The 26,419-nt window shown below is 70.6% G+C and carries 21 protein-coding genes; 14 read left to right on the top strand and 7 right to left on the bottom strand.

Annotation, left to right across the window (positions count from 1 at the left end; all coding sequences use genetic code 11):
* Positions 1-448: 448 nt before the first annotated feature.
* Positions 449-1,114: an RNA polymerase sigma factor gene (locus tag ABZ642_RS24635; RefSeq protein ID WP_360487894.1), complete on the top strand. Its 666-nt coding sequence runs from the start codon at positions 449-451 to the stop codon at positions 1,112-1,114.
* Positions 1,114-2,157, top strand: coding sequence for a hypothetical protein (locus ABZ642_RS24640; RefSeq protein ID WP_360487897.1), 1,044 nt, complete (start codon positions 1,114-1,116; stop codon positions 2,155-2,157). The genes ABZ642_RS24635 and ABZ642_RS24640 overlap by 1 nt, the downstream gene beginning before the upstream one ends.
* Positions 2,158-2,375: 218 nt before the next feature.
* On the opposite strand, the gene ABZ642_RS24645 is transcribed toward ABZ642_RS24640, so the two are convergent.
* Complete coding sequence (locus ABZ642_RS24645) at positions 2,376-3,284, bottom strand: L,D-transpeptidase family protein (protein WP_360487900.1); 909 nt, start codon at positions 3,282-3,284, stop codon at positions 2,376-2,378.
* A gap of 97 nt (positions 3,285-3,381) precedes the next feature.
* Here ABZ642_RS24645 and ABZ642_RS24650 point away from each other — a divergent pair, with 97 nt between their 5' ends.
* Together ABZ642_RS24650 and leuE are read left to right on the top strand one after the other, a co-directional pair.
* A complete protein-coding gene (locus ABZ642_RS24650) occupies positions 3,382-4,962 on the top strand; it encodes a methylmalonyl-CoA mutase family protein (protein WP_360487903.1) in 1,581 nt (526 codons plus the stop codon).
* Between the two features lie 68 nt (positions 4,963-5,030).
* A complete protein-coding gene (gene leuE / locus ABZ642_RS24655) occupies positions 5,031-5,687 on the top strand; it encodes a leucine efflux protein LeuE (protein ID WP_360487906.1) in 657 nt (218 codons plus the stop codon).
* Positions 5,688-5,787: 100 nt separating this feature from the next.
* Here the strand turns inward: leuE and ABZ642_RS24660 are convergent, their stop codons facing one another.
* Entirely contained in the window at positions 5,788-7,167 is a 1,380-nt protein-coding gene (locus ABZ642_RS24660) for an FAD-dependent monooxygenase (RefSeq protein ID WP_360487909.1), read from the bottom strand.
* Positions 7,168-7,238: 71 nt separating this feature from the next.
* Between ABZ642_RS24660 and ABZ642_RS24665 the strand changes: the two genes are divergently transcribed.
* Positions 7,239-7,886, top strand: coding sequence for a TetR/AcrR family transcriptional regulator C-terminal domain-containing protein (locus tag ABZ642_RS24665; RefSeq protein WP_360487913.1), 648 nt, complete (start codon positions 7,239-7,241; stop codon positions 7,884-7,886).
* Positions 7,887-8,020: 134 nt separating this feature from the next.
* On the opposite strand, the gene ABZ642_RS24670 is transcribed toward ABZ642_RS24665, so the two are convergent.
* A complete protein-coding gene (locus ABZ642_RS24670; protein WP_360487916.1) occupies positions 8,021-8,428 on the bottom strand; it encodes a hypothetical protein in 408 nt (135 codons plus the stop codon).
* Between the two features lie 430 nt (positions 8,429-8,858).
* On the bottom strand, positions 8,859-9,989 hold the full coding sequence (locus ABZ642_RS24675) for an acyltransferase (protein ID WP_360487919.1): 1,131 nt from the start codon (positions 9,987-9,989) through the stop codon (positions 8,859-8,861).
* A 262-nt stretch (positions 9,990-10,251) separates the two neighbouring features.
* Between ABZ642_RS24675 and ABZ642_RS24680 the strand changes: the two genes are divergently transcribed.
* Both ABZ642_RS24680 and ABZ642_RS24685 read left to right on the top strand, forming a co-directional pair.
* Positions 10,252-11,712, top strand: coding sequence for a glycosyltransferase family 29 protein (locus ABZ642_RS24680; protein WP_360487922.1), 1,461 nt, complete (start codon positions 10,252-10,254; stop codon positions 11,710-11,712).
* Positions 11,709-14,027, top strand: coding sequence for a glycosyltransferase (locus ABZ642_RS24685; protein ID WP_360487925.1), 2,319 nt, complete (start codon positions 11,709-11,711; stop codon positions 14,025-14,027). The genes ABZ642_RS24680 and ABZ642_RS24685 overlap by 4 nt, the downstream gene beginning before the upstream one ends.
* 164 nt (positions 14,028-14,191) lie before the next feature.
* On the opposite strand, the gene ABZ642_RS24690 is transcribed toward ABZ642_RS24685, so the two are convergent.
* A complete protein-coding gene (locus tag ABZ642_RS24690; RefSeq protein ID WP_360487928.1) occupies positions 14,192-15,526 on the bottom strand; it encodes an alpha-2,8-polysialyltransferase family protein in 1,335 nt (444 codons plus the stop codon).
* Positions 15,523-16,500 (bottom strand): glycosyltransferase family 2 protein, encoded by a 978-nt coding sequence (locus ABZ642_RS24695; protein WP_360487931.1) that lies wholly within the window; start codon positions 16,498-16,500, stop codon positions 15,523-15,525. The genes ABZ642_RS24690 and ABZ642_RS24695 overlap by 4 nt, the downstream gene beginning before the upstream one ends.
* 198 nt (positions 16,501-16,698) lie before the next feature.
* Between ABZ642_RS24695 and ABZ642_RS24700 the strand changes: the two genes are divergently transcribed.
* From ABZ642_RS24700 to ABZ642_RS24720, 5 genes are all read left to right on the top strand, one after another.
* Positions 16,699-18,057: a DUF6716 putative glycosyltransferase gene (locus tag ABZ642_RS24700; protein ID WP_360487934.1), complete on the top strand. Its 1,359-nt coding sequence runs from the start codon at positions 16,699-16,701 to the stop codon at positions 18,055-18,057.
* A 56-nt stretch (positions 18,058-18,113) separates the two neighbouring features.
* Positions 18,114-19,361 (top strand): N-acylneuraminate cytidylyltransferase, encoded by a 1,248-nt coding sequence (locus tag ABZ642_RS24705; RefSeq protein WP_360487937.1) that lies wholly within the window; start codon positions 18,114-18,116, stop codon positions 19,359-19,361.
* A 15-nt stretch (positions 19,362-19,376) separates the two neighbouring features.
* Positions 19,377-20,312, top strand: a complete 936-nt coding sequence (locus ABZ642_RS24710; protein ID WP_360487940.1) for an N-acetylneuraminate synthase family protein — start codon at positions 19,377-19,379, stop codon at positions 20,310-20,312.
* Positions 20,313-20,372: 60 nt separating this feature from the next.
* Positions 20,373-21,518: a hypothetical protein gene (locus ABZ642_RS24715; protein WP_360487943.1), complete on the top strand. Its 1,146-nt coding sequence runs from the start codon at positions 20,373-20,375 to the stop codon at positions 21,516-21,518.
* A 215-nt stretch (positions 21,519-21,733) separates the two neighbouring features.
* Complete coding sequence (locus ABZ642_RS24720; RefSeq protein ID WP_360487946.1) at positions 21,734-22,831, top strand: glutamate--cysteine ligase; 1,098 nt, start codon at positions 21,734-21,736, stop codon at positions 22,829-22,831.
* A gap of 28 nt (positions 22,832-22,859) precedes the next feature.
* Here ABZ642_RS24720 and ABZ642_RS24725 read toward each other — a convergent pair whose 3' ends face one another.
* Positions 22,860-23,513 carry a class I SAM-dependent methyltransferase gene (locus ABZ642_RS24725; RefSeq protein WP_360487949.1) on the bottom strand — a complete coding sequence of 218 codons (654 nt, stop codon included), beginning with the start codon at positions 23,511-23,513 and terminating at the stop codon, positions 22,860-22,862.
* A gap of 261 nt (positions 23,514-23,774) precedes the next feature.
* Between ABZ642_RS24725 and ABZ642_RS24730 the strand changes: the two genes are divergently transcribed.
* Together ABZ642_RS24730 and ABZ642_RS24735 are read left to right on the top strand one after the other, a co-directional pair.
* The gene (locus tag ABZ642_RS24730; protein ID WP_360487951.1) at positions 23,775-24,992 is read left to right on the top strand and encodes a M20 family metallopeptidase; all 1,218 of its coding nucleotides are present in this window, start codon (positions 23,775-23,777) and stop codon (positions 24,990-24,992) included.
* A 333-nt stretch (positions 24,993-25,325) separates the two neighbouring features.
* Positions 25,326-26,357: a BMP family ABC transporter substrate-binding protein gene (locus tag ABZ642_RS24735; protein WP_360487954.1), complete on the top strand. Its 1,032-nt coding sequence runs from the start codon at positions 25,326-25,328 to the stop codon at positions 26,355-26,357.
* Positions 26,358-26,419 lie beyond the last annotated feature (62 nt).

Consider the following 26,419-nt stretch of genomic DNA (forward strand, 5'->3'; position numbering starts at 1 on the left):
CCAGCAATACAGAACAGCCCGACACTCCGGGTAATTCGAATAAGGCGACCGATCCCGCGTAGCGGGCGCCGGGGCGGCCAACAGGCCCTGGGCCACTCGGCGTTGGCGCATCCGCGAGGCACCGAAGCAACGGCCGGGGCCGCCACCCCCCACAGGAGAGGCCCCGGCCGTCGCGCGGCACGGACCGCGCGGCGGCCCGTACCCTCTTCAGCGCCTTGAGTGCGTTTTCTGTCACACCTCAGGGCGTCACGAGTTAGTTGCACTTTGTACGGACGTGGACGGCGAGCGGTTTCAGGTCGTAACGTGCCTTTCGCGCCGGGAGCCGCGGAGGACGCATGACCACCGCAACCATCTGCGTCCCGATTACCGCAACCATCAATTGAGGAACCACGACGGCGAGGACCACGTCCGCGAGAGCGGCGCCGGATTAGGCGCAAAGAGGGATCGGGTGCTGGGGGACGACGCGGAGTTGACCGCCGCGGTGCGTGCGGCACAGGACGGGGACGAAGCCGCCTTCCGCATCGTCTATCGCGCGGTGCAGCCTCGCCTGCTCGGATACGTCCGCACGCTGGTCGGCGATCCGGACGCCGAGGACGTCGCCTCCGAGGCCTGGCTCCAGATAGCCCGCGACCTCGACCGGTTCGAGGGCGACGCGGACCGGTTCCGCGGCTGGGCCGCCCGGATCGCCCGCAACCGCGCCCTCGACCACATACGGATGCGCGGCCGCCGCCCCGCGATCGGCGGCGACGAGACGGAACTGACCGGCCGGGCCGCCGAGTCGGACACCGCCGGCGAGGCCATCGAGGCGCTGACCACCGACTCCACCCTCTCCCTCATCGCCCGGCTGCCCCAGGACCAGGCCGAGGCGGTCGTGCTCAGGGTCGTCATGGGGCTCGACGCCAAGACCGCGGCCGAGACGCTCGGCAAACGCGCCGGCGCGGTGCGTACGGCGGCCCACCGGGGCTTGAAGAAACTCGCGGAACTGCTCGGCGCCGACCCGGAGCAGGCGGGCGTCGTCCTCGACGCGCTTCCGCCCCAGCGAGAACCGAAGGATCGTGCGGTGACGTCCGCCACTGTGACGCATACGCGTTCGCGGACGCAGAAGGACATGTGATGGCCGACGAGCAGGACAAGTGGCTGAACCGGGCGACGGCGGAACGTCTGCTGCGCGGTGAGTCGCTGGAAGCCGTCGATGAATCCGCCCGTGACCAGGCAGAACGCCTCGCCGGCGTGCTCGGCGCGCTCTCTGGGCGGACCGCGCCGGCCACCGCCGAACTCCCTGGTGAGGAAGGAGCGCTGGCTGCCTTCCGCAAAGCGCGCGAATCCGCCGGGGACGCGTGGACGTCCGTGGCGCGGCAGCCGCACGGGCCGGGCCGGGGCTCCGACGCGGGTCTCATCCGTATCGGCGCAGGTCTCCGGCCGTCCCGTGTCCCGGGCTGGGCCCGCCCCGCGCGGTTCGCCCTGGCCGCCGTACTGACCGTCGGCATGCTCGGCGGGGTCGCGGTGGCCGCCGGCACCGGGGTGCTGCCGTCGCCGTTCGACGGCCACCGCCCCGCGCCGGGAGCCTCCGTCTCGGCGGCCGGCACCCCCGCACGCCCTCAGGACTCGCCGTCCACCGAGTCCCTGCTCGGCGGCGAGACCGACGCGCCCTCCGCGGACGCCACCCCCCGCGCCCCCGTCCGGCCCTCGCCCGACCCGTCCGGCAGGCCGAAGGACCGGAGCACCGGTTCGGCCGGCACCCCCGGGAACCGGTGGCACCGTGCCCTGAGGTTCTGCCGTGACATCCAGGACGGCAAGTCCCTGGGCACCGACCGCAGACGTGCCCTGGAGGGGATGGCGGGCGGCTCCCGACGGGTCGACAGGTTCTGCAAGGTCCTCCTCGGCGCCGGCGCGGCCGGCCAGAGCGGCGTCTCCGACGACGGCAAGGGCGACGGCAACGGCCAGGGCGATCAGAACACGGGCTCGGGCGGCAACGGCAACGGCCAGGGCGGTGACGACGACGGCCGTCCCGGCCGAGGCGGCGGTGACGACCGGGGCCACGGCCGGGGCCACGACCACCGTCAGGACGGTGTGGCAGCGCCCGCCCCGACGGCCTTCGCACCCCTGCTGCCGAACCGGCCCGGCCCCTCGGCCGACCCCACATACAGGGCGCTTTGACCTTTACGCACCGCTGTGACCTGCGATTTTGAAACCCGCTGAACTTTTTTCCGGCAGGGTGTGACGTTTTCAGCGGTGGCGGCGCAGTACAGAGTGAGCCGACTGGTCATCGGCCGTCGCACAGAGCCGGGGTTCCCCCCGTACCCGTGGCTCGTGCACTCGGCGCGGGCGGGACACGTTCCCCCGGTCCCGCCCGCGCCCCACACACCTCCCGTTCCTCACCAGTAGACGACGACCTTGTCGCCGTTGCGCACCTGCGCGAAGAGAGCCGAGACGGCCGCCTCGTCCCGGACGTTGACGCAGCCGTGCGAGCCGCCCGCGTAACCCCGGGCCGCGAAGTCGTACGAGTAGTGCACCGCCTGGCCGCCGCTGAAGAACATCGCGTACGGCATCGGCGAGTGGTAGAGCGTCGACACATGGTGGAGCGACTTCCAGTAGATGTGGAACACGCCCTCACGGGTCGGGGTGTACTGGGCTCCGAACCGCACCGACATCGTCGACACCGTGCGCCCGTCGATCATCCAGCGCAGCGTCCGGCTGGTCTTGCTGATGCACAGCACCCGTCCGGTCAGGCACCGCGGGTCGGGCGCGGCGGCCGGCTGACCGCCCATCAGGTACAGCTCCCACTTCCCCGGCGTGTGCGTCATCCGCCGCAGCCGCTGCCAGGTCACGGCGTCGGTCTCGCCCGTCTGCGGCAGCCCGCGCCTGCCCTGGAAGCCTTTGACGGCCTCGGCGGTGAGGTCGTCGTACGTCCCGGTCGGCCCGTCGAACAGCCAGGCGACCTGGCGCAGCCGGGCCTGCAGCTCACGCACACCGGTACCGGTGTCGCCGCGGGTGAAGACGATGTGCGGCGGGGTGGTCTCGACGGCGGACGGTGTCGGGGCGGGGGTCGCACCGGGCGGCCGGCTCGATGCCGTGCCGGGTGCCGGGCCGGCTGTTCCGCCGGGTGTCCGGCTGTGCGGGAGCTCGATATGGACGGGCGAGTTCCCCTTGCCGTCCGTGCCGTCCGTGCCGTCCGGCGGCTGCACGGTGCAGGCGCAGAGCGCGGTGAGTGCCGCGAGTACGGCGGCCGAGGCGAGCGTGCCGGCGGGCCGCCCCACGATCCCTGAGTACCCCGAGACCTTCATGCCGATGATGCTTCCCCGCGTGACCGCCGCCGAACAAGGGAGCATGGTGGGAAGTGCGACGCACCGTCGCACCGGCGCACCGCGGAGGTCGGCCACCATGGTCCGTGAGTCGGAGTCCGGACTGCCCGTCGAGCCGGTCTACGGCCCGTCGGCCCTCGCGGGCTGGGACCCGGCCGAGGAACTCGGCGACCCGGGGTCGTACCCCTTCACCAGGGGCGTCTACCCGACGATGTACACCGGCCGCCCCTGGACCATGCGCCAGTACGCCGGCTTCGGTACGGCGGCCGAGTCCAACGCCCGCTACCGGCGGCTGATCGCGCACGGCACCACCGGCCTGTCCGTCGCCTTCGACCTGCCCACCCAGATGGGCCACGACTCAGACGCCCACCTGGCGCACGGCGAGGTCGGCAAGGTGGGCGTGGCCATCGACTCGGTCGACGACATGCGGGTGCTGTTCGGCGGTATCCCCCTGGACCAGGTGTCGACGTCGATGACGATCAACGCCCCGGCGGCCGTGCTGTTGCTGCTGTACCAGCTGGTGGCCGAGGAACAGGGGGTGAGTGCCGACCGGCTGACCGGGACGATCCAGAACGACGTCCTCAAGGAGTACATCGCGCGGGGCACGTACATCTACCCGCCCGGTCCGTCCCTGCGGCTCACCGCGGACATCTTCCGGTACTGCCGTACCGAGATCCCGAAGTGGAACACGATCTCGATCTCCGGCTACCACATGGCCGAGGCCGGGGCCTCCCCCGCGCAGGAGATCGCCTTCACCCTCGCCGACGGCATCGCGTACGTGCGGACCGCGGTCGCGGCCGGCATGGACGTCGACGACTTCGCACCCCGCCTGTCCTTCTTCTTCGTGGCCCGTACGACGCTCCTGGAGGAAGTCGCCAAGTTCCGTGCGGCGCGGCGGATCTGGGCGCGGGTGATGCGGGAGGAGTTCGGGGCCCGAAACCCCAGGTCGCTGATGCTCCGCTTCCACACCCAGACGGCGGGCGTCCAGCTGACCGCCCAGCAGCCGGAGGTGAACCTGGTCCGGGTGGCCGTCCAGGCCCTGGCCGCGGTCCTCGGCGGCACCCAGTCGCTGCACACCAACTCCTTCGACGAGGCGATCGCCCTGCCGACGGACCGGAGCGCCCGGCTCGCCCTGCGCACCCAGCAGGTCCTGGCCCACGAGACCGACGTGACGGCGACGGTGGACCCCTTCGCCGGTTCCTACGCGGTGGAGCGGATGACCGACGACGTGGAGGGCGCGGCCGTCGGTCTGATGCGCCGGGTCGAGGAACTGGGCGGCGCGGTGGCGGCGATCGAGGCCGGCTTCCAGAAGGGCGAGATCGAACGCAACGCCTACCGCATCGCGCGGGAGACGGACGCGGGGGAGCGGGTGGTGGTCGGCGTCAACCGCTTCCGGCTCGACGAGGAGGAACCGTACGAGCCGCTGCGCGTGGACCCGGCCATCGAGGCCCGGCAGGCGGAACGGCTCGCACTCCTGCGCGCCGAACGGGACCGGCGGGCCGTCGACTCGGCCCTGACCGCCCTGAAGAGGGCCGCCGAGGGCGACGACAACGTCCTGCACCCGATGAAGGCGGCCCTGCGGGCCCGCGCGACGGTCGGCGAGGTGTGCGACGCGCTGCGGGAGGTGTGGGGCACCTACACCCCGGTGGACACCTTCTGATTCCGGCGGATGCCTTCCGACCCGCACGGGCGGGTGCGGTGTCAGACCCCCGTGCGAGACTTCTTCGCATGTTCGGTGTCATCGATCTCCCCACCTATCTGGCAGGCCTCGTCCTGATCGTCCTGCTGCCCGGCCCCAACTCGCTGTACGTACTCTCGGTCGCCGCCCGGCAGGGGATACGGGCGGGCTACACGGCCGCCGCCGGGGTGTGGTGCGGGGACACCGTGCTGATGACGCTGTCCGCGGCCGGGGTCGCCTCGCTGCTCCAGGCCAACGCCGTGCTGTTCGGGATCGTGAAGTACGCGGGCGCCGGCTATCTGACCTGGCTGGCGATCGGCATGCTGCGGGCGGCCCGGTCGATGTGGCGGACCCGGCGGGAGCGCGCGGCCGAGGAGAGCGGTCCGGCACCGGCCGCCGTCACGCAGGAGCGGCCCTACCGCCGCGCCCTGGTGATCAGCCTCTTCAACCCGAAGGCGATCCTGTTCTTCGTCGCCTTCTTCGTGCAGTTCGTGGACCCGGGGTACGCCTACCCGGCGCTGTCCTTCGTCGTACTCGGCGCCTTCGCCCAGCTGGCCAGCTTCCTGTACCTGACCGCCCTGATATTCAGCGGCACCAGGCTGGCCGCCGCCTTCCGCCGCCGCAAGCGTCTGGCGGCGACGGCGACCTCGGCGGCGGGGGCGCTGTTCCTGGGCTTCGCGCTGAAGCTGACGCTGGCGAGCGCCTGAGACCCCGACCTGAGCTCCCGACCTGAGCCGCCGACCTGAGACCTCGACCTGAGCCCCGCCTGAGCCACCGGACGGCCCACGCACCGCGGGCCTGCGCGCCCTACGCGACCCCGAAGGCCCCGGTGCGCGCCGCGTACTCCCGCAGCCCCTCGGCCGTCCCGCCCGCCCAGCCCACGTAGCCGTCCGGGCGGACCAGGAACACACCGGGGCCGTACGCCTCCGGGGCCGGCAGACCGCCGATGCCGTCCACCGGCTCCGGGGTCAGCAGGGTCCAGTGCGGTCCCCGGAAGGCGTCGAACATCCGCACCCCGTCCGCGTTCCGTCCGTCGGGCGCGCGGTCGCCCGCCCGCACCGGCCCCGGGTCCGCCCGGGTCTCCGCGCTCAGCGAGGACTCCCGGTAGCCGATTCCCAGCTGGACCGTCGCCTCGCCGCGCCGTACCTCGCCGCGGTGGACGCCCGTCGAGAGGTTCAGCATGGCGGCGGCGTTCGCGCGGCGCTCCTCCTCGTAGGTGTCCAGGAGCGCGTCCGGGGCGTCGCCGGCCAGCACCGCGGCCAGCTTCCAGCCCAGGTTGTAGGCGTCCTGGACGCTGGTGTTCAGGCCCTGGCCGCCGGCCGGGGAGTGGACATGGGCGGCGTCTCCGGCCAGGAAGACCCGGCCCACCCGGAAGTGGTCGGCCAGGGCGGCGCGCGGGCGGAAGTCGGAGGCCCAGCGCAGCTCGGTGACGTCCGCCGCGTCGAGGTGGCTGTACGTCGACACCAGGCGCCGTACGCCCTCCAGGGACAGGTCGGCCTCGGTGCCCTCGGGCAGCTTCGCGCCCAGCTGGAAGTCGTCCGTGCCGGCCAGCGGGCACAGTGCCACGCCGTTGCCGTCGGCGCCGACGAAGACGTGCCAGTGGTCGCGGTCGAGGCCACGCACCCGCAGGTCGGCCACCAGGAAGGGGTTCGGGTCGACCGACTCGCCGGTCATCCCGACGCCCACCGCACGCCGTACCGCCGACCGGCCCCCGTCCGCCGCCACCACATAGCGCGCCCGTGCGGTCGTACCGTCGGCGAAGTGGGCGGTCACCCCCTCCGCGTCCTGCTCCAGGTCCGTCAGGGTCCGCCCGAACCCGACCCGGCCGCCCAGCTCCAGCAGCCGCGCGTACAGCACCTCCTGCGTCCGCCACTGCGCGACCATCAGCGGATCGGTGTACGGCGCGCCCTCGTCCGCGGTCACCTCGTCGAAGATCGGCCGCGTCTCCAGCCGCTCGCCGTTCTTCCAGAACAGCTGGGGCGGGTAGGGGCCGCCGGCCGCGCGGAGCGCCTCGCGCACCCCGAGGTCGTCGAAGACCTCCTGGGTGCGGGGCTGGATCCCCTTGCCGCGCGAGCCGGCGAACAGCTTCTCGCCCGCCTCCACGACCAGCGCGTCCACCCCGCGCCGGGCGAGGTCGATACCGAGGGTGAGTCCGGTGGGGCCCGCGCCCACGATCAGGACATCCATCACACATCTCCTTAACGTCGTTAAGTGCCGTCGGTGACCAGGCTGCACTTAACGCTGTTAAGCTGTCAAGCGTGAGTACGGAACGACGCGCACCCCTCGACCGCCGCCGGGTCGCCGACACGGCCCTGCGCCTGCTGAACGAGGTCGGCCTGGACGGGCTGACCCTGCGGGCCATCGCCAAGGAGCTGGACGTCAAGGCGCCCGCTCTGTACTGGCACTTCAAGGACAAGCAGGCGCTGCTCGACGAGATGGCGACGGAGATGTACCGCCGGATGGTCGCGGGCGCCCGACTCGACCCCTCCGGCACCTGGCAGGACGGGCTGCGTACGGTGAGCGGCGCGCTGCGCGCGGCCCTGCTCGGCTATCGCGACGGCGCCAAGGTCTACAGCGGCTCACGCTTCACGGGCATCGACCACGCTCCTGAACAGGAGGCCTACCTGCGTGTCATGACAGAGGCCGGCTTCACCCTCGCCCAGGCGGCCGTGATCGGCGCGACGGTCAACGCCTACACCATCGGCTTCGTCACGGAGGAGCAGGGCGTCCAGCCCCTCCCCGGCGAACGCCGAGAGGGCTACGACATGGAGGAACGGGCCCGCCGGCTCGCCGACTTCCCCCTGTCGGCGGCGGCGGGCCGGGAGATCTTCACCGACTACGACAGCCAGTTCGAGACCGGCCTGGAGATCATCATCACGGGTGTCGAGGCGCGGTACGGCGTGTGACGGGGAAATCTGTGTCGTCCGCGGCACCCTGAAAAAAGAAAATGACAGGAACTCGGCGCCGTGGTACCGGTCCCAGTCAGAAAAAACCCGTTCCCGGGCGGTTTTGCGACCGCCCGGGAACGGGTTTTCCTGGCTCAGCAGTGGTCGGTGTTCGTCAGGTACCAGCCGCCCCACGTATTGGTCGCGTAGTCGTCGTAGTTGCAGTAGTAGTTGCCGGCCGCCGTCACGACCTTGATGGCCTTCCCGGCGGAGGACTCGAAGTAGCCGACGGTGGCCGCGGCCTTTCCGCCGCCCGGCATTTCCTTCCAGCTGCCCGCGCCCGACCAGGTGTGCCAGATGGTGCCGGACGGGGCGACGCCGAAGCATTCGTCCGGCCCGTACTGCCAGTCCACGAAGTCCGCGCCGTATTCGTTGAGGTTTCCGGTGTACCCGAAACAGGTGGCGGTCGAGGCGGACGCCGGCGAGGTGGAGACCCCCACCGCGCCGAACGCCGCCAGGGACACCACAGCGGCAGCGGCCGACAGGCGGAAACGAGACTTCACGAGCTCTCCTCTGTTCGGTTCGATCTTGCCGGGCTTGTTCCGGGCTCACGCTAGGAGCGCACGAGTCGATCTCACAAGCGTGGTTATCGGCCGCCTGCATCAATTGGACGGAGGGCCTCCAGGTACGGAGAGAGGCATTGGAATTCAGCTCGAATTCGTTCCTCGTGCCCGGCCCGCGGAGCGCATTGCAGACCAATGCGGGGAAAGGGTAATGAACCGGGAGAGGGGCACGCCCGCGAACAGTGTCGGCCTGTTTGTTCGCCGAGTCCCGAAATGCCGGGCAAAGGAGGCATTCGGAGTGGCCGAGAAGGCGTAGGAAGGCAAGGAGGGCGTCAAGTCAAATCATTTTCCGGCACGGCGCCCTGCCGACGGACGCCGGCCTGCCGGCAAGGCGCCGAATTCGCTGTCTCCGCGATACCGGCCGGGTCGGCTAGACCGGACGCCGGGTGCGGGCGTCGCCCTTCAACGCCGTTTTCAGCCGGAGCCCGAACGGCCGCTCCACATAGCGGTGGATCAGCCAGGCCAGGCCCAGCATGGCCGGCACCGTCACCGCCAGCGTGGGCCACGGCGGCAGCCCCCAGCCCCGGTGCAGCACCCGGATCACGAACCAGCCCAGGTGCTCGTGCACCAGGTAGAACGGGTACGTCAGCGCCCCGGCCGTGGTCAGCCAGGGCCAGGCCGCCCAGCGCGTCCAGCCCGCGGCGACCGCCGCCACCGCGGCGTAGGCCAGCGTGACGACGAGCATCACCACGTACGGGTTCCGGGGCGAACCGGCGTGCCACAGCCCCTCCGTGGCCATGCGCAGCCCGAGGATCCAGGAGAGCGCCACGATGCCCCAGGGCAGCACCCCGCCGCCGAAGCGGTGGACGAGGTAGAGGGCCAGCCCTCCGATGAAGTAGGGGGCGTACTGCGGCATGACGACCAGCTCGGTCCAGGGGCCGCCGGCCGAGGTGCTGAGCACGGCGGCCAGGGTCCACACCGAGCAGAACAGCACCACCCTGCGGTAGGTGACGCCTGGCAGCACGACGAGCAGCGCGAACAGCGCGTAGAAGCGCACCTCCACCCAGAGCGTCCAGCAGACGCCGAGGACGCGGGGCGCGCCCATCGGCTGTTGCAGCATCGTCAGGTTGACCAGGAACTCGTCGAACCGGACCGCGTGCACCACGGCCGGCAGGACCAGGGAAGCGCCGGTGATCAGCACCAGCGCGACCCAGTAGGCGGGGTAGAGGCGGGCGACGCGGGAGCGGAAGAAGTCGCCGAGGGAGCGGCCCCAACTGCTCATGCAGATCACGAAGCCGCTGATGACGAAGAAGAACTCGACGCCGAGACAGCCGTAGACGGCCGCCCGGGACAGGGTCGGGAAGACGTGGGCGGGGTTCTGGTGCCAGGACGCGGAGACGACTCCGCCGCGCCCTGTGTAGTGGTAGAGGCAGACCATCAGCGCGGCCACGAGCCGCAGTCCGTCGAGGGCCAGAAGTCGGGTGCGCGGTCGTCCGGGTGACGCCGGGGCGACGGCAGTCTTCGCAGGCGGGAGCGTCTTTGTGGGGGTGGCGAGAGACATGGTCCGAGACGCTTACCCGGGTCCGGGCGGTTAATCATCCGATCTGTTCACCATGTCCCCGGGACGTGGGAAGCCCAATACCGTCACCTGGGGGAATCATAGAAAGTGTGCGGTGAACCTGCTAACCATTCTCTTACCCGTCGGGGTTCGTTAACCATATGGTCGTTTTGGCTTCCTAGTTTCTCCATCCATCCCCCCTGTGCGGGGCACTCCACCACACACAGCAGTTGCACAAGCTTTGCTTGGCAAAATCAGGAGAGCTATGACGAGGGTCCAGAACAGGCGGGCACCTGCGCGCGGAGGGGAGCTGGACGACTGCCTGCACGCCTGCGCTGTGCACAGCGGCAAAGTGGTCGGCAGCCTCGACCGCCGTCGCGCGGAGCTGGCGGAGCAGCTGCGCAAGCTGCTGGTGGTCGTAGCCACGGAAGGCACCACCACGCCCGCGCCCGCCCCGGCCGGCGGCGCGACGGCGCTTCTCAAGCGCGCCGTCAAGGGCGCGGCGAGCCCCTCCGGCGGTATCAACAACGACCTGCTGGACGCCCTGCTCGCGGTCGCCAACAAGGCCCTGGAGTGCGGCTACAACGACGAGCTGAACCTCGCCCTGGTGATCAGCGACACCGTGCTCGCCCAGCGTAAGAACTCCCGCGCCGGCTGGCGGCTGCGTGCCCGCATCCTGGAGGGACTCGGCGAGGAGAGCGAGGCCGTCGAGGCCTACGAGCGCTACCTCGAACTCACCAAGGAAGACGGCTTCGGCGTCGCCAACCGGATCTCCGGTCTGCGCCGCGCCGCCGAACGCGAACGCGAACTCCTGGACCTCCTGGGGCGCCAGGTCCCCACCGCCACGGACCACGTCCGCGAGCCCTCCACGGCCACCTGGGCCGAAGGCCTCGCCCTGCAGGCCATCGGCGACTGGAAGGCCGCCGAGCCCCGCCTGGTGGGCGCCCTGCTCGCGCTGGCCGAGGACGAGGCGCCGGTGAACGACCGGCAGGAGCTGCTCAGCCAGTACCTCGACCTGCGCCTCGCCGAGGGCGGTGACGCCGGTCTCACCGACGCCGTCGCGCTCTACGCCGAGCAGCGCCGGATCAGGATGCGCGGCCCGGTCGGCAACCCGACCTTCGACGGCGTGCAGTGGATCACCCTCGGCGAGTTCCGCAACCAGATCGCCGGCAAGTCGATCTGCCTGATCGCCAACTCGGGCCGGGTGGGCGCCAGCGGCATGGGCAAGGAGATCGACGACTACGACCTGGTCGTGCGCTTCAACTCGTACAAGATCGACCCGAAGCACACCGGTGAGCGCACCGACATCCACGTCAGCATCCACAAGCACGCCTTCAACTGGGAGAAGCCGGTGACCACCCGGCTGATCTTCGGCGGCGTCTCCGGTGACTGGAAGCACTCGCTGCGCAACAAGCTGGTGCCCGGCGCCCAGAAGTACCTCGGCGACGAGTCGCTGCGCTGGCCGATGCGCAACATCGGGCAGATCGGAGCCGACGCCTGGTCGGGCATCCCGACCTCCGGCTTCAACATGCTCTGGCTGCTGGACTTCCTGGACGTCAGCCCGACCCTGGACCTGATCGGGTTCGACTTCTACGAGAGCGGCGCCTACCGCGTGCAGGAGGCCATGAAGCTGGCCATCACCTCGGTGCACGAATACACCAGCGAGAAGGATTGGGTCATGCGGCGGGCCCAGAGCGTGAGCGACATGAGGATCTCCCTGCGATGACGACGACCTTCACCCCGGCGATACCGAACACCGACGCGAGCGCCCTCACCAAGAAGCGCCGGATCGCGTTCGCGTCCTACGTGGACGAGAACTACCTGCCCGGCTTCCTGGTTTTGCTGCGCAGCCTCGCCCTGTCCAACCCGGGCGTCTGCGAGGACTTCGTCGTGCTCTACGACGACCTGCGCCCGGCCTCCATCGCGAAGATCCGCGCCCTGCACCCGCGCATCGTGCTCCAGCGGGTCAACGACACGCACTACGACTCGTACGTCAAGGGCGACCAGGACAACTACCTGGTCCGCAAGGCGTACTTCATCCTCGACATCTTCCGGCTGCGGGACTACGACACGATCATCACCCTGGACACCGACATGGTGGTCCTCGGTGGTCTCGGCGAGCTCCTGGAGCTGCGCGAGGGCCTCGCGGCCGTGCCGCAGTTCTTCTACGGGCAGCACAAGCTGAACTCCGGTCTTCTGGTGATCCAGAAGGAGTACCTGTCCGACGAGTTCTGCGCGAAGATCGACAAGACCGGCCGCAGCGGCGAGTACGAGCTCGACAAGCACGACCAGGGCATCCTGAACGCCGTCCTGGACGGCGACTTCGTCCGCCTCGACGCCAAGTACAACTTCGTCAAGCGGCGGCTCTCCGGCGACCTCCCGGTCCCGGAGGAGACGAAGATCCTGCACTTCACCGGGCGGCACAAGCCCTGGCAGGGCGGCGAGTCCGGGTACGCGCAGGCCGAGGACCGCTGGCGCGAGTTCGAGATGAGCGACGCCGAGTTCCACGCGGCCTACTTCGCCTCCTCCGGCGGCCTCCACCACGACCTGGTCGTCCACTTCGGCACCCCGCACGTCAAGCGCACCGGTGACGTGGAGATCGCCCGCAAGGTGGCCGCCGCGCACATCGGGGCCGGTGACTACCAGGACGCCGTCGACGTCCTCAGCGGCGTCCGCATCGCGCTGGACGAGGCCTGGCCGCACGAGGTGCTCGGCCACGCCCTGATGAGCGTCTCCCGCTACGACGAGGCCAAGACCCAGCTGCTGCTCGCGTCCGCCGCCCCCAACCGGGCCGCGACCGCCTTCTCCCGGCTCGCCCAGATGGCCTGGGTGCACGGCGACAACACCGAGGCCCTCAAGTACGCCACCGCCGGCCTCACCGTCGACCCCACGCACCGCCCCAGCCGCCTGTGGGCGCAGCGCGCGGCCGCCGTCCCCTCCCAGGAGCAGGGCAGCGCCGAGGACCAGCTGGCGCACGTGGCGTTCTACATGGACCGGCAGGGCAACGCCGGCGACAAGCTGCTCCCGGAGACCGTCCGGCTCGGCTTCGGCCCGGACACCTCCTCCCGGCGCTGGCACTCGGTGCACGCCCACCGCTACTTCGACCAGGCCGCCCTGGAGCGGGTCAACGCCCGCCGGGGTCTGGTCATCGGCGGCGGCGGTCTGTTCATCCCGGACACCATGCCCAACGGCAACAGCGCCTGGCAGTGGAACGTCCCCGACGAGCACCTGCGCGCCATCGACGTCCCGATCATGGTCTACGCGGTCGGCTTCAACGCCTTCGACGGCCAGTCCTACCGGGCCAACCGGTTCAACGAGAGCCTGCGGCTGCTGGTCGAGAAGTCGTCCTTCTTCGGCCTGCGCAACCACGGTTCCATCGCCAAGGTCCGCGGCATGCTCCCGCCGGAGCTCCAGGACAAGGTCGTCTTCCAGCCCTGCCCCACCACGGTCATGCGCCAGCTGGTGGCCGGCTGGAGCGACCCGGCGTACCGCGAGGACACGGTCATGCTCAACGCGGCCTACGACCGCGCGGGGCTGCGCTTCGGCCACGACTACGGGCACTTCCTGGCCGAGATGGCCAAGGCCGTCCGCAAGATCGGCGAGCACACCGAGGTCAAGTGTGTCGCGCACTCGCTGGACGACGAGAAGATCGCCTTCGACCTGCGCCGCGAGCACGGCATCTCGCTGCCGGTGATCCCGATGTACGACTTCTCCAACGACGAGATCCGTGAGACCTACGCCAAGACCCGCCTGGTCATCGGCATGCGCGGGCACGCCGGCATGATCCCGTTCGGGGTCGGCACGCCGATCATCTCGCTGATCTCGCACCCGAAGATGGCGTACTTCCTGAACGACATCGAGCGGCCCGAGTGGGGCGTCTCGGTGCACGAGCGGGACCTCGGCGAGATCCTCACCGAGCGCGCGATCGGCATCCTCGACAACCACAGCCGTACGGTCGCCGACGTGCACGACCGGCAGCAGCAGCTGTGGAAGGTCACCGAGGAGAACCGCGCCACGATCAAGAAGATCCTGGGCCGGTGACACCGAAGGGGCGGGTCCGGATGGACCCGCCCCTGATCGGCGGCGCAGCCGCCGCCTGGGGGCGCGGGGAAGTGCGCGACCAGCCACAACGGCGCCGCAGACGGCATGACACGTCGCTTCCAGTGGAGCGCTTGGCGGAACGCCTGGAGCGCTTGACGGAACGCCTAGCGGCGGACGACCCGCCGCAGGTTGCGTGCCTTGCGGGCCATCCGCCGCACCGTCGCGTTGCGCGGCAGGAAGCCCAGCTGGGCCGGAACCCCGCCGGGCAGCGCGAGCGAGGTCAGGCGCTTGCGCTTGAAGTAGCGGATGGTCGTGTCGTTGAGGTGCTTGGTGAGATAGCGCTCGGTCTCCTGGCGCAGCTGCGGGTGGATCTTCGGCTGCATCGCGAAGCCCACCGCGCGGAGCAGCTCGGTGAGCTCCCCGACGGTCAGCAGCGCGCGCTGCTCCTCGACGGCCTTGCGGTCGGTGAGCGAGGGCAGCAGCGCGTCGACGACGGTGACCGGGACGCGGTTGCTGTTCTCGTACGGGGTGAGCTTGTCCAGGAGCGTGTCGGTGCCGATCCGGGCGGTCGGCAGGCCGTACAGCGCGGACGCGGTGAGCAGCGCGGTGGAGAAGCAGCCGACGACCAGCGCGGGGCGCATCTTCTGGTACAGCACCTCGGCGAGGACCGTGGTGTCCAGGACGGTGAGGTCGACCTCGAGCTTCTCGGCCTCCTGCTCCAGGGTGTGCACGAAGCGGGCCGGGGCGGAGGGGTGCGGCTTGAACACGACCTTGGTGTGGCCGAGTTCGACGGCACCCTTGAGCATCCGGACGTGCAGGTTCTCCTCCTGCTCGGGGGAGAGGATGCCGAGCGCGGAGAGGTACTGGCCGAGCAGCAGGGCCGGTTCCTCGATCACCGGCAACTCGTCGCCGCTGGGCGCCAGTTCCTCCAGCACCTTGGTGAAGGCCGGGGTCGGCACGACCTCGCCGGGGACACCGAACTCGGTGAGCAGCATCGGCTTCAGGCCCGGCACCAGGTCGAGGTGGAGGACCCGGTCCACCCGGGTGCCGATCAGCGGGTCGATCTTGTTGCGGGTCGGGCCGTAGCTCATCAGGCCGTCGGCGTAGACCGTGACCGGGGCGCCGGTGAACATCTGGGTCAGGCTCAGCGAGGGGTTGACCTGGATGGACTCGACGGCGAGCTCCACGTCGTCGTCGCCGAGCCGCCACTCGTGGCGCAGGAAGCGTTCCCACAGGGGGAGGTCCTCGGGGCGCGGGGCCCAGCCGCCGGGGTGGAACGGGAAGATCGTCTCGTTGTACGAGATCACGTCGTCGAAGCGGTCGCGCAGCCGCTCGAAGCCCGGTGCCACGTCCAGGCCCGGAGTGGTCTCCGGGGTGGCCGCGTTGTTGCAGACCAGCAGGATGCGCCGGTCGGCCGGGCGGAAGACGCCGGAGTCCAGGGCGGCGGCGAGGGTGGCCGTGCCGTAGAGGGTGGACGCCTGGAAGATCTGGGTGGTCACGCGGCGGCCCCCGCGGGAGCGGGACGGCGGCGCAGCCGGCGCAGCTTGGTGGCGCGCTGGAGGTCCATGGAGTCCAGGGCCTCGTCCAGCACGTCCTGCGGCATGCGCCGCAGTGCGGCGGCACTCATGGATTTCAGCTTTTTCGCCACCGCGGGCTCGAACCTTTCGATGGATCCCAGGTGATGGGAAATGATGGCGCAGTAGGTACGGACGGCCTTCGGCAGGAGTTCCTTCGCGTCCGCGTCCTGTGCGGTTTCCTCGATCACCTGGTCGAACGCGCGAATGAAATCGAGCTGACGGACATCTCCGATCTGCGTGAGTGACGAGGCTACGCCACGCCGATAGAAGACGCCGAGCAGGTTCACCGCCGCGAAGGATTCGGCCTCCCGGTGCAGTTTCCAGATCCACGGCCGGTCCTCGGCCGTGCGCAGGCCGTCCGTGAAGTGGACGAGCCCCTTGTCCACCAGCCGGCGGTGGTAGACCCCCGCCCACGCGTACGCGTAGTCGACGGAGGTCGTCCGGTCGGTCGGCAGGATCGCCTCCCGCGGGTTCATGACGGTGTTGCGGCGGCCGACCGGCACCCGGTGCACGACCCGGGCGCGCGCGGTGCACTGCACATGGTCGGTACGGACGAAGTCGCAGCCCAGCGACTCGATCGCGGTGACCAGGTCCGGGTAGTAGCCGGGCGCGAGCCAGTCGTCGCCGTCCAGGAAGGTGACGTACTCGCCGCGTGCTTTGTCGATGCCGGTGTTGCGCGCGGTGGCCAGCCCTCCGTTCAGCTCGTGTCTGACATGGACCGCGCCTGGCAGCTCGCGCTCGGCTCGCGCGAGAATCTCTGGTGTCCCGTCGGTCGAGCAGTCGTCGACGAGAATGAATTCGAAGTCCTCACGCGCGTTCGAGCGCAGGCTCCTCAGGGTGTCGGGCGCGTATTGCTGCACGTTGTAGAACGGCACGATGACGGAGAGCTTGACCACGTGGGGGACGTTAGAGGGGCGCCCGTCATCCGTCCTGACCGTTGTCTTGACGCCAGGTGAACGACATGTGTCGAAGCTATGAATCGGGGCTTTTTCAGGGCTTATCCTGGGCTGATTCGCCATTCGGCGATGTGTTGTTAACCCTTTGTTGGATTCGGGTTGGGGAGATCCTCGGAATCGCTTCCTAGCGTCTTGGATGTGCCAGCAAGTGCAACGAAGTCCCTGCGGGTGGCCGTCCTGGCGGATTCCGATACTCGGTGGAAGTGGGGGGCGCTCACCGCGAAGCGCCTGATCCCCGACGAAAGCGACGATTCGGACGTCCGGCTCGACGGTTATCTCCTGCGCGGCCGTGCCACCCCGACCGCCCGCCAGCTCCAGGAAGTCGGCGTCCACGCGGACTCGCTCCGCGAAGTGACGGCCGTCGAGTTCCTGCGTGCCATGGAAGCCGGCCCCGCGGGCACGGAGGCCGACCCCGAGGGAACGGAGTCGTACGACATCCTCGTCCTCTCGCTCGTCGGCGGCGGGGTGCAGGCGATGCTGCACGGGCTGCGCAGCGTCTTCGCCGGCCGCGCGAAGCGGCCCGTCGTCGTCACCGGCTATGTCGGCGTCGTCTACGAGAAGCTCGCCGACGGCCTGCTGCTGCGACACGGCGCGGACCTGGTCCTCGCCAACTCCCGTCAGGACGCGGACCGTTTCCGGGCCGTGTACGACGGGGTGGGCGCCGACTCATCCTCGGTGACCGAGGTCGCGCTGCCGTTCCTCGGCGGGGACCCCTACGAAGGTGAACACGAGCCCTACACCGTGGTGTTCGCGGCCCAGCCCTCGGTCCCCGAGAGCCGCAAGGACCGTACGTACCTGCTCAACCGCCTCATCCGGCACGCCCGTCAGCACCCCGGGCGGGAGGTGCTGCTCAAGCTGCGCTCCAAGCCCGGCGAGCACACCACCCACATCGAGGAACTGCCGTACCAGAAGCTGGTCCAGGGCATGGACGTGCCCGCCAACTTCCGCCTGGTGTACGGGCACATGGGCGAGGTACTCGACCGCACGGACCTCCTGGTCACCGTCAGCTCGACGGCCGCCCTGGAAGCCCTGCACCGGCGCATCCCCACCGTGGTCCTCACCGACCTCGGGGTCCGCGAGACGTTCGGCAACCACCACTTCGTCGGCTCCGGCTGCCTCGCCTCCTGGGACCAGCTCGACGCCGGACACCGCCCGGTGCCCGACGCCGAGTGGGTGTCACGGCAGGGCGTCGCCGCCGACGGCTCGTACGCCACCGCGTTCGACGCCGGCCGTGAGCGGATCGCCAAGCTGCTCGGCCGGCCCGGCGGGCTGCCGCCCCTGAACCCGTACTACACACCCGAGACCGCGCCCGGTTACCTGCCCGGCATCCTGGCCCGCCACCACCTCGGCCCCGACGGCGTACCGCTGCCCGGCGCGCCCGCCGCCGACAAGGCACCGGGCCCCGTCCGCCAGATCGTGCGCCGGGCCGCGCGCGGCGCCTACCGCCACGGCGTCCAGCGGGTGGCCCCCGTGATCCGACGAATGGGAGAGCTGTGAGCGACCGGATCCCGCGCCAAGGAGCCCAGCTCCACGCATCCGAAGGAACAGAGCCGATGTCCCACCCCCAAACGGTCGTACCCCGGGTACTCGCCGTGATCCCCGCGCGCGGCGGCTCCAAGGGCGTGCCCGCGAAGAACCTCCTCCCGGTCGGCGGCGTCCCGCTGGTCGCCCGCGCCGTCCGCGAGTGCCGTGCCTCCCGCCTGGTGACCGACGTCGTCGTCTCGACCGACGACCAGGCGATCGCCGCGGCCGCCCGGTCCGCCGGCGCCGAGGTGGTGCTGCGCCCCGCCGCCATCGCCGGTGACACCGCCACCTCCGAGGCCGCCGTCCTGCACGCCATGGACGCCCACGAGGCGCTGCACGGCGCCCCGGTCGACGTGGTGCTGCTCGTGCAGTGCACCAGCCCGTTCATCATCCGCGAGGACATCGACGGGGTGGCCGGCGCGATCGTCGAGAACGGCGCCGACACGGCCCTGACCGTGGCGCCCTTCCACGGCTTCGTCTGGCGCGACGAGGTGGACGCCCCGGTGCCGGTCGTCGCCGACACGGCCACGGCGAGCGGCGGCTTCGGCGTCAACCACGACAAGTCCTTCCGCCCCCGCCGCCAGGACCGCCCCCAGGACTTCCTGGAGACCGGCGCCGCCTACGCGATGCGCGCCGACGGCTTCCGCGAGCACCGGCACCGCTTCTTCGGCAACACCGAGCTGGTGCGCACCGACCCGGCCCGCGTCCTGGAGATCGACGACCCGCACGACCTGGCCCGCGCCCGCGCGCTGGCCACCCTCTTCGACGCGGACCGCCCCGGTTCGCTGCCGACCGCCGACGACATCGACGCGGTCGTACTGGACTTCGACGGCACCCAGACCGACGACCGGGTGCTGATCGACGCCGATGGAAAGGAGTTCGTCTCCGTGCACCGCGGCGACGGACTCGGCATCGCCGCCCTGCGAAAGAGCGGGCTCAGGATGCTGATCCTCTCCACGGAGCAGAACCCGGTCGTCGCCGCCCGGGCCCGGAAGCTACAGATCCCGGTCCTGCACGGCATCGACCGCAAGGACCTCGCACTCAAGCAGTGGTGCGAGGAGCAGGGCATCGCTCCCGAGCGCGTGCTCTACGTCGGAAACGACGTCAATGACCTCCCGTGCTTCGCCCTCGTGGGCTGGCCCGTGGCGGTCGCGAGCGCCCACGACGTCGTACGCGGCGCCGCACGCGCGGTCACCACCGTCCCGGGTGGCGACGGCGCGATCCGAGAGATCGCCAGCTGGATCCTCGGCCCCTCTCTCGATTCCCTCCCGAAGTAAGGACACCCCACAGTCATGAGCAACTCCCGTCTGCGCACGTTCGGTTCCCGCGAGGTCGGCCCCGGCAAGCCCGTCTACATCTGCGGCGAGATCGGCATCAACCACAACGGTGAGCTGGAGAACGCCTTCAAGCTGATCGACGTCGCCGCCGAGGCCGGCTGTGACGCCGTCAAGTTCCAGAAGCGCACCCCGGAGATCTGCACCCCGCGCGACCAGTGGGACATCGAGCGTGACACCCCCTGGGGTCGCATGACCTACATCGACTACCGCCACCGCGTGGAGTTCGGTGAGGACGAGTACCGCCAGATCGACGAGTACTGCAAGAGCAAGAACATCGCCTGGTTCGCCTCCCCGTGGGACACCGAGGCCGTCGCCTTCCTGGAGAAGTTCGACGTCCCGGCCCACAAGGTCGCCTCCGCGTCCCTGACGGACGACGAGCTGCTGAAGGCGCTGCGCTCCACCGGCCGCTCGGTCATCCTCTCCACCGGCATGTCCACCCCGAAGCAGATCCGCCACGCGGTCGAGGTCCTCGGCTCGGACAACATCCTGCTCTGCCACGCCACCTCCACCTACCCGGCGAAGGCCGAGGAGCTCAACCTCCGCGTGATCAACACGCTGGAGAAGGAGTACCCGAACGTCCCGATCGGCTACTCCGGCCACGAGACGGGCCTGCAGACCACCCTCGCCGCGGTCGCCCTCGGCGCCACCTTCGTCGAGCGCCACATCACCCTGGACCGCGCCATGTGGGGCTCCGACCAGGCCGCCTCCGTCGAGCCGCAGGGCCTCACCCGCCTGGTCCGCGACATCCGCACCATCTCGGCCTCCCTGGGCGACGGCGTCAAGAAGGTCTACGACTCCGAGCTCGGCCCGATGAAGAAGCTGCGCCGCGTCACCGGTGTCGTCGCCGAGGCGGAGATCGCCGCGGCGGCCGGCGAGCCGGTCCAGGTCTGACACCGCTGGAATCCTGAAGATACGTCTGTTGTGTTACGACGACGGGACGGTCGTACGTCGATGAGCCCCCGCGCCGGGAACCCCGGCCCCCACACACTCGCGTTCGTCGAGAGTCCGGTGCAGCTGCTGAACGTGCTGGAGTGGGCGCATGTCCACGCCCTGCGCGGGGCGGTGGAGCCGGTGCCGACGGTGCCCTCGCAGGTCCGTCGCGCATCGGTCGCCATATCGGCGGCGGCACCCGGCGCGGAACTCACGATCGTCGTCCTGTCCCCGACGGACCCCATGACCCGGGGCCAGCTGCGCCGTATGGCGGACCTGGCCCGTGACGAGGGCTACCGGGTCCGCTGGGAGGAAGCCCGGGGCGGCACCGCCGCCCCCTTCCAGACGATCGGCGGCCTGGCGGGCTCGCTCCGCCGGGCCGACCGCATCGTGATGGGCGATCCCTTCTCCCGCTACGTGCAGCTGCTCCTGACCATCACCCGCGCCCGTGACCTGGTCGTCGTCGACGACGGCACGGCGACGATGGAGTTCGTGGCCCAGCTGGCGCGCGGCGAACGCCTGGTCCGCTGGCACCGCAAGGGCGGCCGCCCGGGCGCCCGGGACCTGCTCTTCGCCCCCGTCTCCTCCTCCGCGCGCCGCCGCCTCACGCCCAGCGACGGCCGCCGGGTGGAGGTCTTCTCCTCCATGCCGGTGACCGAGACCCCGGCGGGTGTGACGGTCACCGCCAACGACTTCGGCTGGACCAGGGCCCGCTTCGGCCCGCCGCGCATCACCAAGGGCGCGGACATGGTCGGCACCTCCCTGGTGGAGACCGGCGTCGTGGACGGCGACCGCTATCTGGAGGCCGTCCAGACCCTGGCGAAGGCACACGGCGCGAGGCGCTACTTCGCCCACCGCAGGGAGAGCACGGAGAAACTCCACCGCCTCGCGGGCGAGACGGGACTGGAGATAGTCCGCCCGGACCTCCCCCTCGAACTGATCGCCCGCCGCGGCCCGATCGGCCGTACGATCCTGAGCTTCCCCTCGACGGTCGTCCACACCCTCCCCCTGGCCCTGGTCGGCACGGGCGTCCGGGTGGCCGTGTGCGACATCGACCCGGCCTGGCTGACGGAGAACGCGTCGCCGCGCGCCCAGGGGTTCCTCTCCGGTGTCACCGGCACGGCGAAGGACGTGCACCGGCTGACGGCGGTGACGAGCCCGGTGTAGCCGGCGGCCCGTTCACGCCGCCTCGATCAGTGCCAGGCCGGCATGACCGCGGCCGGGCAGCGGGACCCGGCCGCCCCCTGCGGCGGTCAGCTGTTCGCCGAGGGGTGAGCGTCGGGGCGCCCGCTGTCCGGCAGGTGTCCCCCCGGCCGTCGTGGGAAGTCGGGGGTGCAGAGGCCGCCGCGGTCGGTGGTGGCACGGATGGAGGGCGGCCCCGGGTGCGTACCGTCGGAGTGGAGGAAGAGCTTCTGCTCGTGGACCCGGAGACGGGGGAGCCCAAGGCGTCGGCGGCCGCGGTGCTGGCCCGGGCCGCGCTGGCGGATCCGGGGCAGGACGTGTTCGAGAAGGAGCTCTACGGGCAGATGCTGGAGTTCGCCACCCGGCCGCAGGCGGAGATGGCGGAACTCGGCGAAGAGATCGTGCGGTGTCGTGAGGAGGCCGCGCGGCTCGCCGGGGAGCTGGGGTGCGCCGTTGCCGCGCTGGCCAGCTCGCCGCTGCCGGTCAGCCCCTCCGTCAGCGTCAACCGGCGCTACCAGTGGATGGCCGAGCAGTACGGGATCGCCACCCGGGAGCAACTGGTCTGCGGGTGTCATGTGCATGTTTCCGTGGAGTCGGACGAGGAGGGGGTCGGGGTCCTGGACCGGGTGCGGCCCTGGCTGCCCGTGCTCGTCGCCGTCAGCGCCAATTCACCCTTCTGGCAGGGCCGGGACTCCGGGTACGCCAGTTATCGCAGCCGGGTGTGGGCGCGCTGGCCGTCCGCCGGGCCGGCCGAGCTGTTCCGGTCCGCCGCGCGGTACCACCGGCTGGTCGCGGACATGGTGGCCACCGGCGTCATCCTGGACGAGGGGATGGTCTACTTCGACGCCCGGCTCGCCCGGCGCTATCCGACCGTGGAGATCCGGGTCGCCGACGTGTGCCTGCGCGCCGGGACCGCCGTGCTCGTGGCCGCGCTGGCCCGTGCCCTGGTGGAGACCGCGGGGCGGGAGTGGCGGGCTGGGCGGGAGCCCGTGGACCGCGGCGTGGGGCTGGCGCGGATGGCCGGCTGGCGCGCCGCCCGCTCGGGGCTCGGCGGGGAACTGCTGGACCCCGTCACCCTGCGGCCCCGGTCGGCGCGGGCGGTCCTGGGCGCGCTGCTGGCGCACACCCGGGACGCCCTCGCCGACAGCGGCGACCTGGCGATGGTGGAAGAGGCCGTTCAGCGGCTGCTGCGGGACGGTAACGGCGCCGACGAGCAGCGGCGGCTGCTGGCGGACACCGGCAGCCTGCGGGACGTCGTCACCGAATGTGTGCGCCGTACTCAGGTCGCTCAGGTCTGATGCCTCCGGCCGCCGCACCCCCGGTACGTCAGGGCTTGCGGGCCAGTACGAACGCCCTGGGCCGCTTCTCCCCGTCCAGCGGCTCGCGGATCAGGGTGGCCGCCACCTCCAGGCCCGCCTTGGCGAGCATGTCGCCCACCGCGTACGCCGGGCGCCAGTGGTAGTGGAGGTCGATCTCGTGGCCGAAGCGTTCGGTGAGGTGGAGGCCGGGCTGTTCGCCCTTCTGGAAGGCCAGCAGGACATGGCCGCCGGGGACCAGGACGCGGTGGAAGCCGGCGAAGGTCGCCGGGAGGTGGGCGTCGGGGACGTGGATGATCGAGTAGAGGGCGACGATGCCGCCCAGGGTCGCGTCGGGCAGGTCCAGGGACGTCATCGAGCCCCGGTGGAAGCGCAGGTCGGGGTGGGCCTCGCGGGCCAGGGCGACCATGGCGGGGGAGAGGTCGATGCCGAAGGCCGGGACCCCCAGCTCGTTCAGGTGGGCGGTGATGTGGCCGGGGCCGCTGCCCAGGTCGGCCACGGGGGCGGTGCCGTTCGCCTTCACCAGCCGGGCGAAGGCGCCGATCAGGGACATGTCCACCGGAAGGTCGGGGAGCCCGGGGTAGGCGGCGGAGTAGTCCTTGGCGATCGCGTCGTAGGACGTACGGGTGGTTTCTATGAAGTCGGTCGTCTCCGAGTCCGTCACGGTCGCGCACGCTACCGGGCGGGCGTGCCCGCGTGTCGCGAAGTCGCCGTTCCGGCCCGGTGCTGTTTCGGTACGTGGACAGAAACGGCGTGATTGCCGTGCGGCGTGGTATCCGTGGAAGAGGAAACATAGGTTTTACCCAGCCACGTCCGAGGTCATGCCATCGCGGTCAGATTTTCTTCCCCTAACGGGCTGAACTTTTGTTGATCTCGGGGCAGTTGACCCCCCGGGCGTCCTACCCTTCAGAGGGTGAACCAATTGATGTCCCTAGAGTCCGAGGCCGACCTCCCAGGGGATGTGCTCCCCGGTGTGCTCAGCGAGGAGCTGCACGCCGAACTCGTAGCCTTCCGGCGCGACCTGCACATGCACCCCGAGCTAGGCAACCAGGAGTTCCGCACCACGGCCGCGATCAAGGAACGGCTGGAAAAGGCCGGTCTGAGGCCGCGGGTGCTCTCCATGGGAACCGGGCTCATCTGTGACATCGGGCCCGAGGCCGACGGGCTGCCGGTGCTCGCCCTGCGCGCCGACATCGACGCCCTGCCCATCCCGGACATGAAGACCGAGTGCGTCTACCGGTCCACCGTGCCGGACCGGGCGCACGCGTGCGGGCACGACGTGCACACCGCCGTGGTGCTGGGCGCCGGGCTCGTCCTCGCCGACCTGCACGGGCGGGGGCTGCTGCCGCGGCCCGTACGGCTGCTCTTCCAGCCCGCCGAGGAGGTGCTGCCCGGCGGTGCCGCCGACGCCATCGGGTCCGGGGCGCTGGACGGGGTGGGGCGGATCATCGCCGTGCACTGCGACCCGCGGGTGGACGCGGGGCGGATCGGGCTCAGGACCGGCGCCATCACCAGCGCCTGCGACCGTATCGAGGTGGCACTGGACGGGCCCGGCGGGCACACCGCCCGGCCGCATCTGACCACCGACATGGTCACCGCCGCCGCCCGGGTCGCCGTCGACGTGCCTGCGCTCATCGCGCGGCGCGTGGACAGCCGCAGCGGGCTCGCCGTGACCTGGGGGCGGATCGAGTCCGGGCACGCGCCCAACGTCATCCCGCAGCACGCCGAGCTCTCCGGGACCGTGCGGTGCCTGGACCTGGCCGCCTGGCGGCAGGCGCCGGACGTGGTGCACGCGGCGATCGACGAGGTCGCGACCCTGCACCGGGCCAAGTCCGAGATCAACTACGTGCGCGGGGTGCCGCCGGTCGTCAACGACCCGGTGATCACCGAACTGCTGCGGGACGCGATGACCGCCCGGCGCGGCACCGACTCCATCGAGACCACCGAGCAGAGCCTCGGCGGCGAGGACTTCTCCTGGTACCTGGAGCACGTGCCGGGCGCGCTGGCGCGGCTCGGGGTGCGGACGCCGGGCGAGCGGACCGTGCGTGACCTGCATCAGGGCGACTTCGACGCCGACGAGCGGGCCATCACGGTCGGGGTGGAGCTGTTCACGGCCGCCGCCCTCATCGACGCGACCCGCTAGCGGGAACGGCGGCAGTCGTATCGAAAGGCTGGAGAAACGGTCACCTGGCCCCAGGGGACGAAGGCGCCCGATCGGTTGCCCTTCGTCCCCTTGTGTCACCCCGGCGTAACCCGCGATCTCTCCCTGTAACCCGGGGTCGGCACGGTTCGATAACGGCAATGAGAAACCCCGTTCCCCTTCCCTTCTACGCGCGTTACTGTGCGCCGGAATCGCCACCACAGGTGGCCGATTGGGGAAGCGGGCCGGTGACGGTGCCGTGGGGACGAAGGGGTGCTTGCTGTGCGTTTTGTCTCTAGGGGAATCTCTCGCAGGACGAGGGTCTCCCAAGCCGCGGTGACCGTCGCCGTCATCGCCCTCGCCGCCGCGGGATGCGGTAAGTCCAGCCAGGACAGTGGTGACACCGCCACGAACTCGTCCGGCAAGTACAACGGCAAGGGCATAGGCCTTGCCTACGACATCGGCGGCAAGGGCGACCAGTCCTTCAACGACGCCGCCTTCGCCGGCTTCCAGAAGGCCGAGAAGGAGTTCGGCATCGGCGGCCGGGACATCGAGCCGCAGGACGGCGAGTCCGACGCCGACAAGGTGCAGCGCCTCGACACGCTCGCCAAGTCCGGCTACAACCCGATCATCGGGGTCGGCTACTCCTACGCGCCCGCCGTCAAGGAGGTCGCCGCCAAGTACCCGAACATCACCTTCGGCATGATCGACGACTCGACGATCAACGCGAAGAACGTCGTCGACATGGTCTTCGCGGCCGAGCAGTCGTCGTACCTCGCGGGTGTGGCCGCCGCCTCGGCCACCAAGAAGGACCACATCGGCTTCATCGGCGGTGTGGACATTCCGCTGATCCACACCTTCGAGGCCGGGTTCGACCAGGGTGCCAAGTCGGTCGACCCGAAGATCAAGATCGAGTCGCAGTACCTGACCCAGACCGCGGCCGAGGGCGGCTTCTCCAGCCCGGACAAGGGCAAGACGGCAGCCCAGGGGCAGATCGACGCCGGTGCCGACGTCATCTACCACGCGGCCGGCCTGTCCGGGCAGGGCGTGATCGAGGCCGCCGCCACCGCCAAGGTGTGGGCGATCGGCGTCGACTCCGACCAGTACGCGCAGGACGCGCTCGCCAAGTACAAGGACTACATCCTCGGCTCCGCGCTGAAGAACGTCGGTGGCGCGGTGTACGACCTGGTGAAGTCCGTCTACGAGGGCAAGCCGGAGAGCGGTGTCGTCAACGGCACCCTGAAGACCGGCGGGGTCGGCTTCGCGGACACCAACCCGAAGTACAAGGCGCAGACCAAGGTCGTCGCGGCCGTGGAGAAGGCCAAGCAGGACATCATCGACGGCAAGGTCACCGTCAACACCAAGTGATCCGACATATATGTACGGCCGGGTGAGCCCGCCGTACGAAGGCGCGGCCGGCTGAGCGCCGC

This window comes from Streptomyces sp. NPDC007157 (assembly GCF_040634235.1).
Taxonomy (GTDB): domain Bacteria; phylum Actinomycetota; class Actinomycetes; order Streptomycetales; family Streptomycetaceae; genus Streptomyces.

What these genes read in the sequence shown, in the direction of transcription:
- ABZ642_RS24680 (WP_360487922.1), top strand. Translation starts at nt 10,252, where the DNA reads ATGACGAGGGTCCAGAACAGGCGGGCACCTGCGCGCGGAGGGGAGCTG.
- ABZ642_RS24730 (WP_360487951.1), top strand. Translation starts at nt 23,775, where the DNA reads ATGTCCCTAGAGTCCGAGGCCGACCTCCCAGGGGATGTGCTCCCCGGT.
- ABZ642_RS24640 (WP_360487897.1), top strand. Translation starts at nt 1,114, where the DNA reads ATGGCCGACGAGCAGGACAAGTGGCTGAACCGGGCGACGGCGGAACGT.
- ABZ642_RS24650 (WP_360487903.1), top strand. Translation starts at nt 3,382, where the DNA reads ATGGTCCGTGAGTCGGAGTCCGGACTGCCCGTCGAGCCGGTCTACGGC.
- ABZ642_RS24710 (WP_360487940.1), top strand. Translation starts at nt 19,377, where the DNA reads ATGAGCAACTCCCGTCTGCGCACGTTCGGTTCCCGCGAGGTCGGCCCC.
- ABZ642_RS24685 (WP_360487925.1), top strand. Translation starts at nt 11,709, where the DNA reads ATGACGACGACCTTCACCCCGGCGATACCGAACACCGACGCGAGCGCC.
- ABZ642_RS24660 (WP_360487909.1), bottom strand. Translation starts at nt 7,167, where the DNA reads ATGGATGTCCTGATCGTGGGCGCGGGCCCCACCGGACTCACCCTCGGT.
- ABZ642_RS24645 (WP_360487900.1), bottom strand. Translation starts at nt 3,284, where the DNA reads ATGAAGGTCTCGGGGTACTCAGGGATCGTGGGGCGGCCCGCCGGCACG.
- ABZ642_RS24675 (WP_360487919.1), bottom strand. Translation starts at nt 9,989, where the DNA reads ATGTCTCTCGCCACCCCCACAAAGACGCTCCCGCCTGCGAAGACTGCC.
- ABZ642_RS24705 (WP_360487937.1), top strand. Translation starts at nt 18,114, where the DNA reads ATGTCCCACCCCCAAACGGTCGTACCCCGGGTACTCGCCGTGATCCCC.
- ABZ642_RS24715 (WP_360487943.1), top strand. Translation starts at nt 20,373, where the DNA reads ATGAGCCCCCGCGCCGGGAACCCCGGCCCCCACACACTCGCGTTCGTC.
- leuE (WP_360487906.1), top strand. Translation starts at nt 5,031, where the DNA reads ATGTTCGGTGTCATCGATCTCCCCACCTATCTGGCAGGCCTCGTCCTG.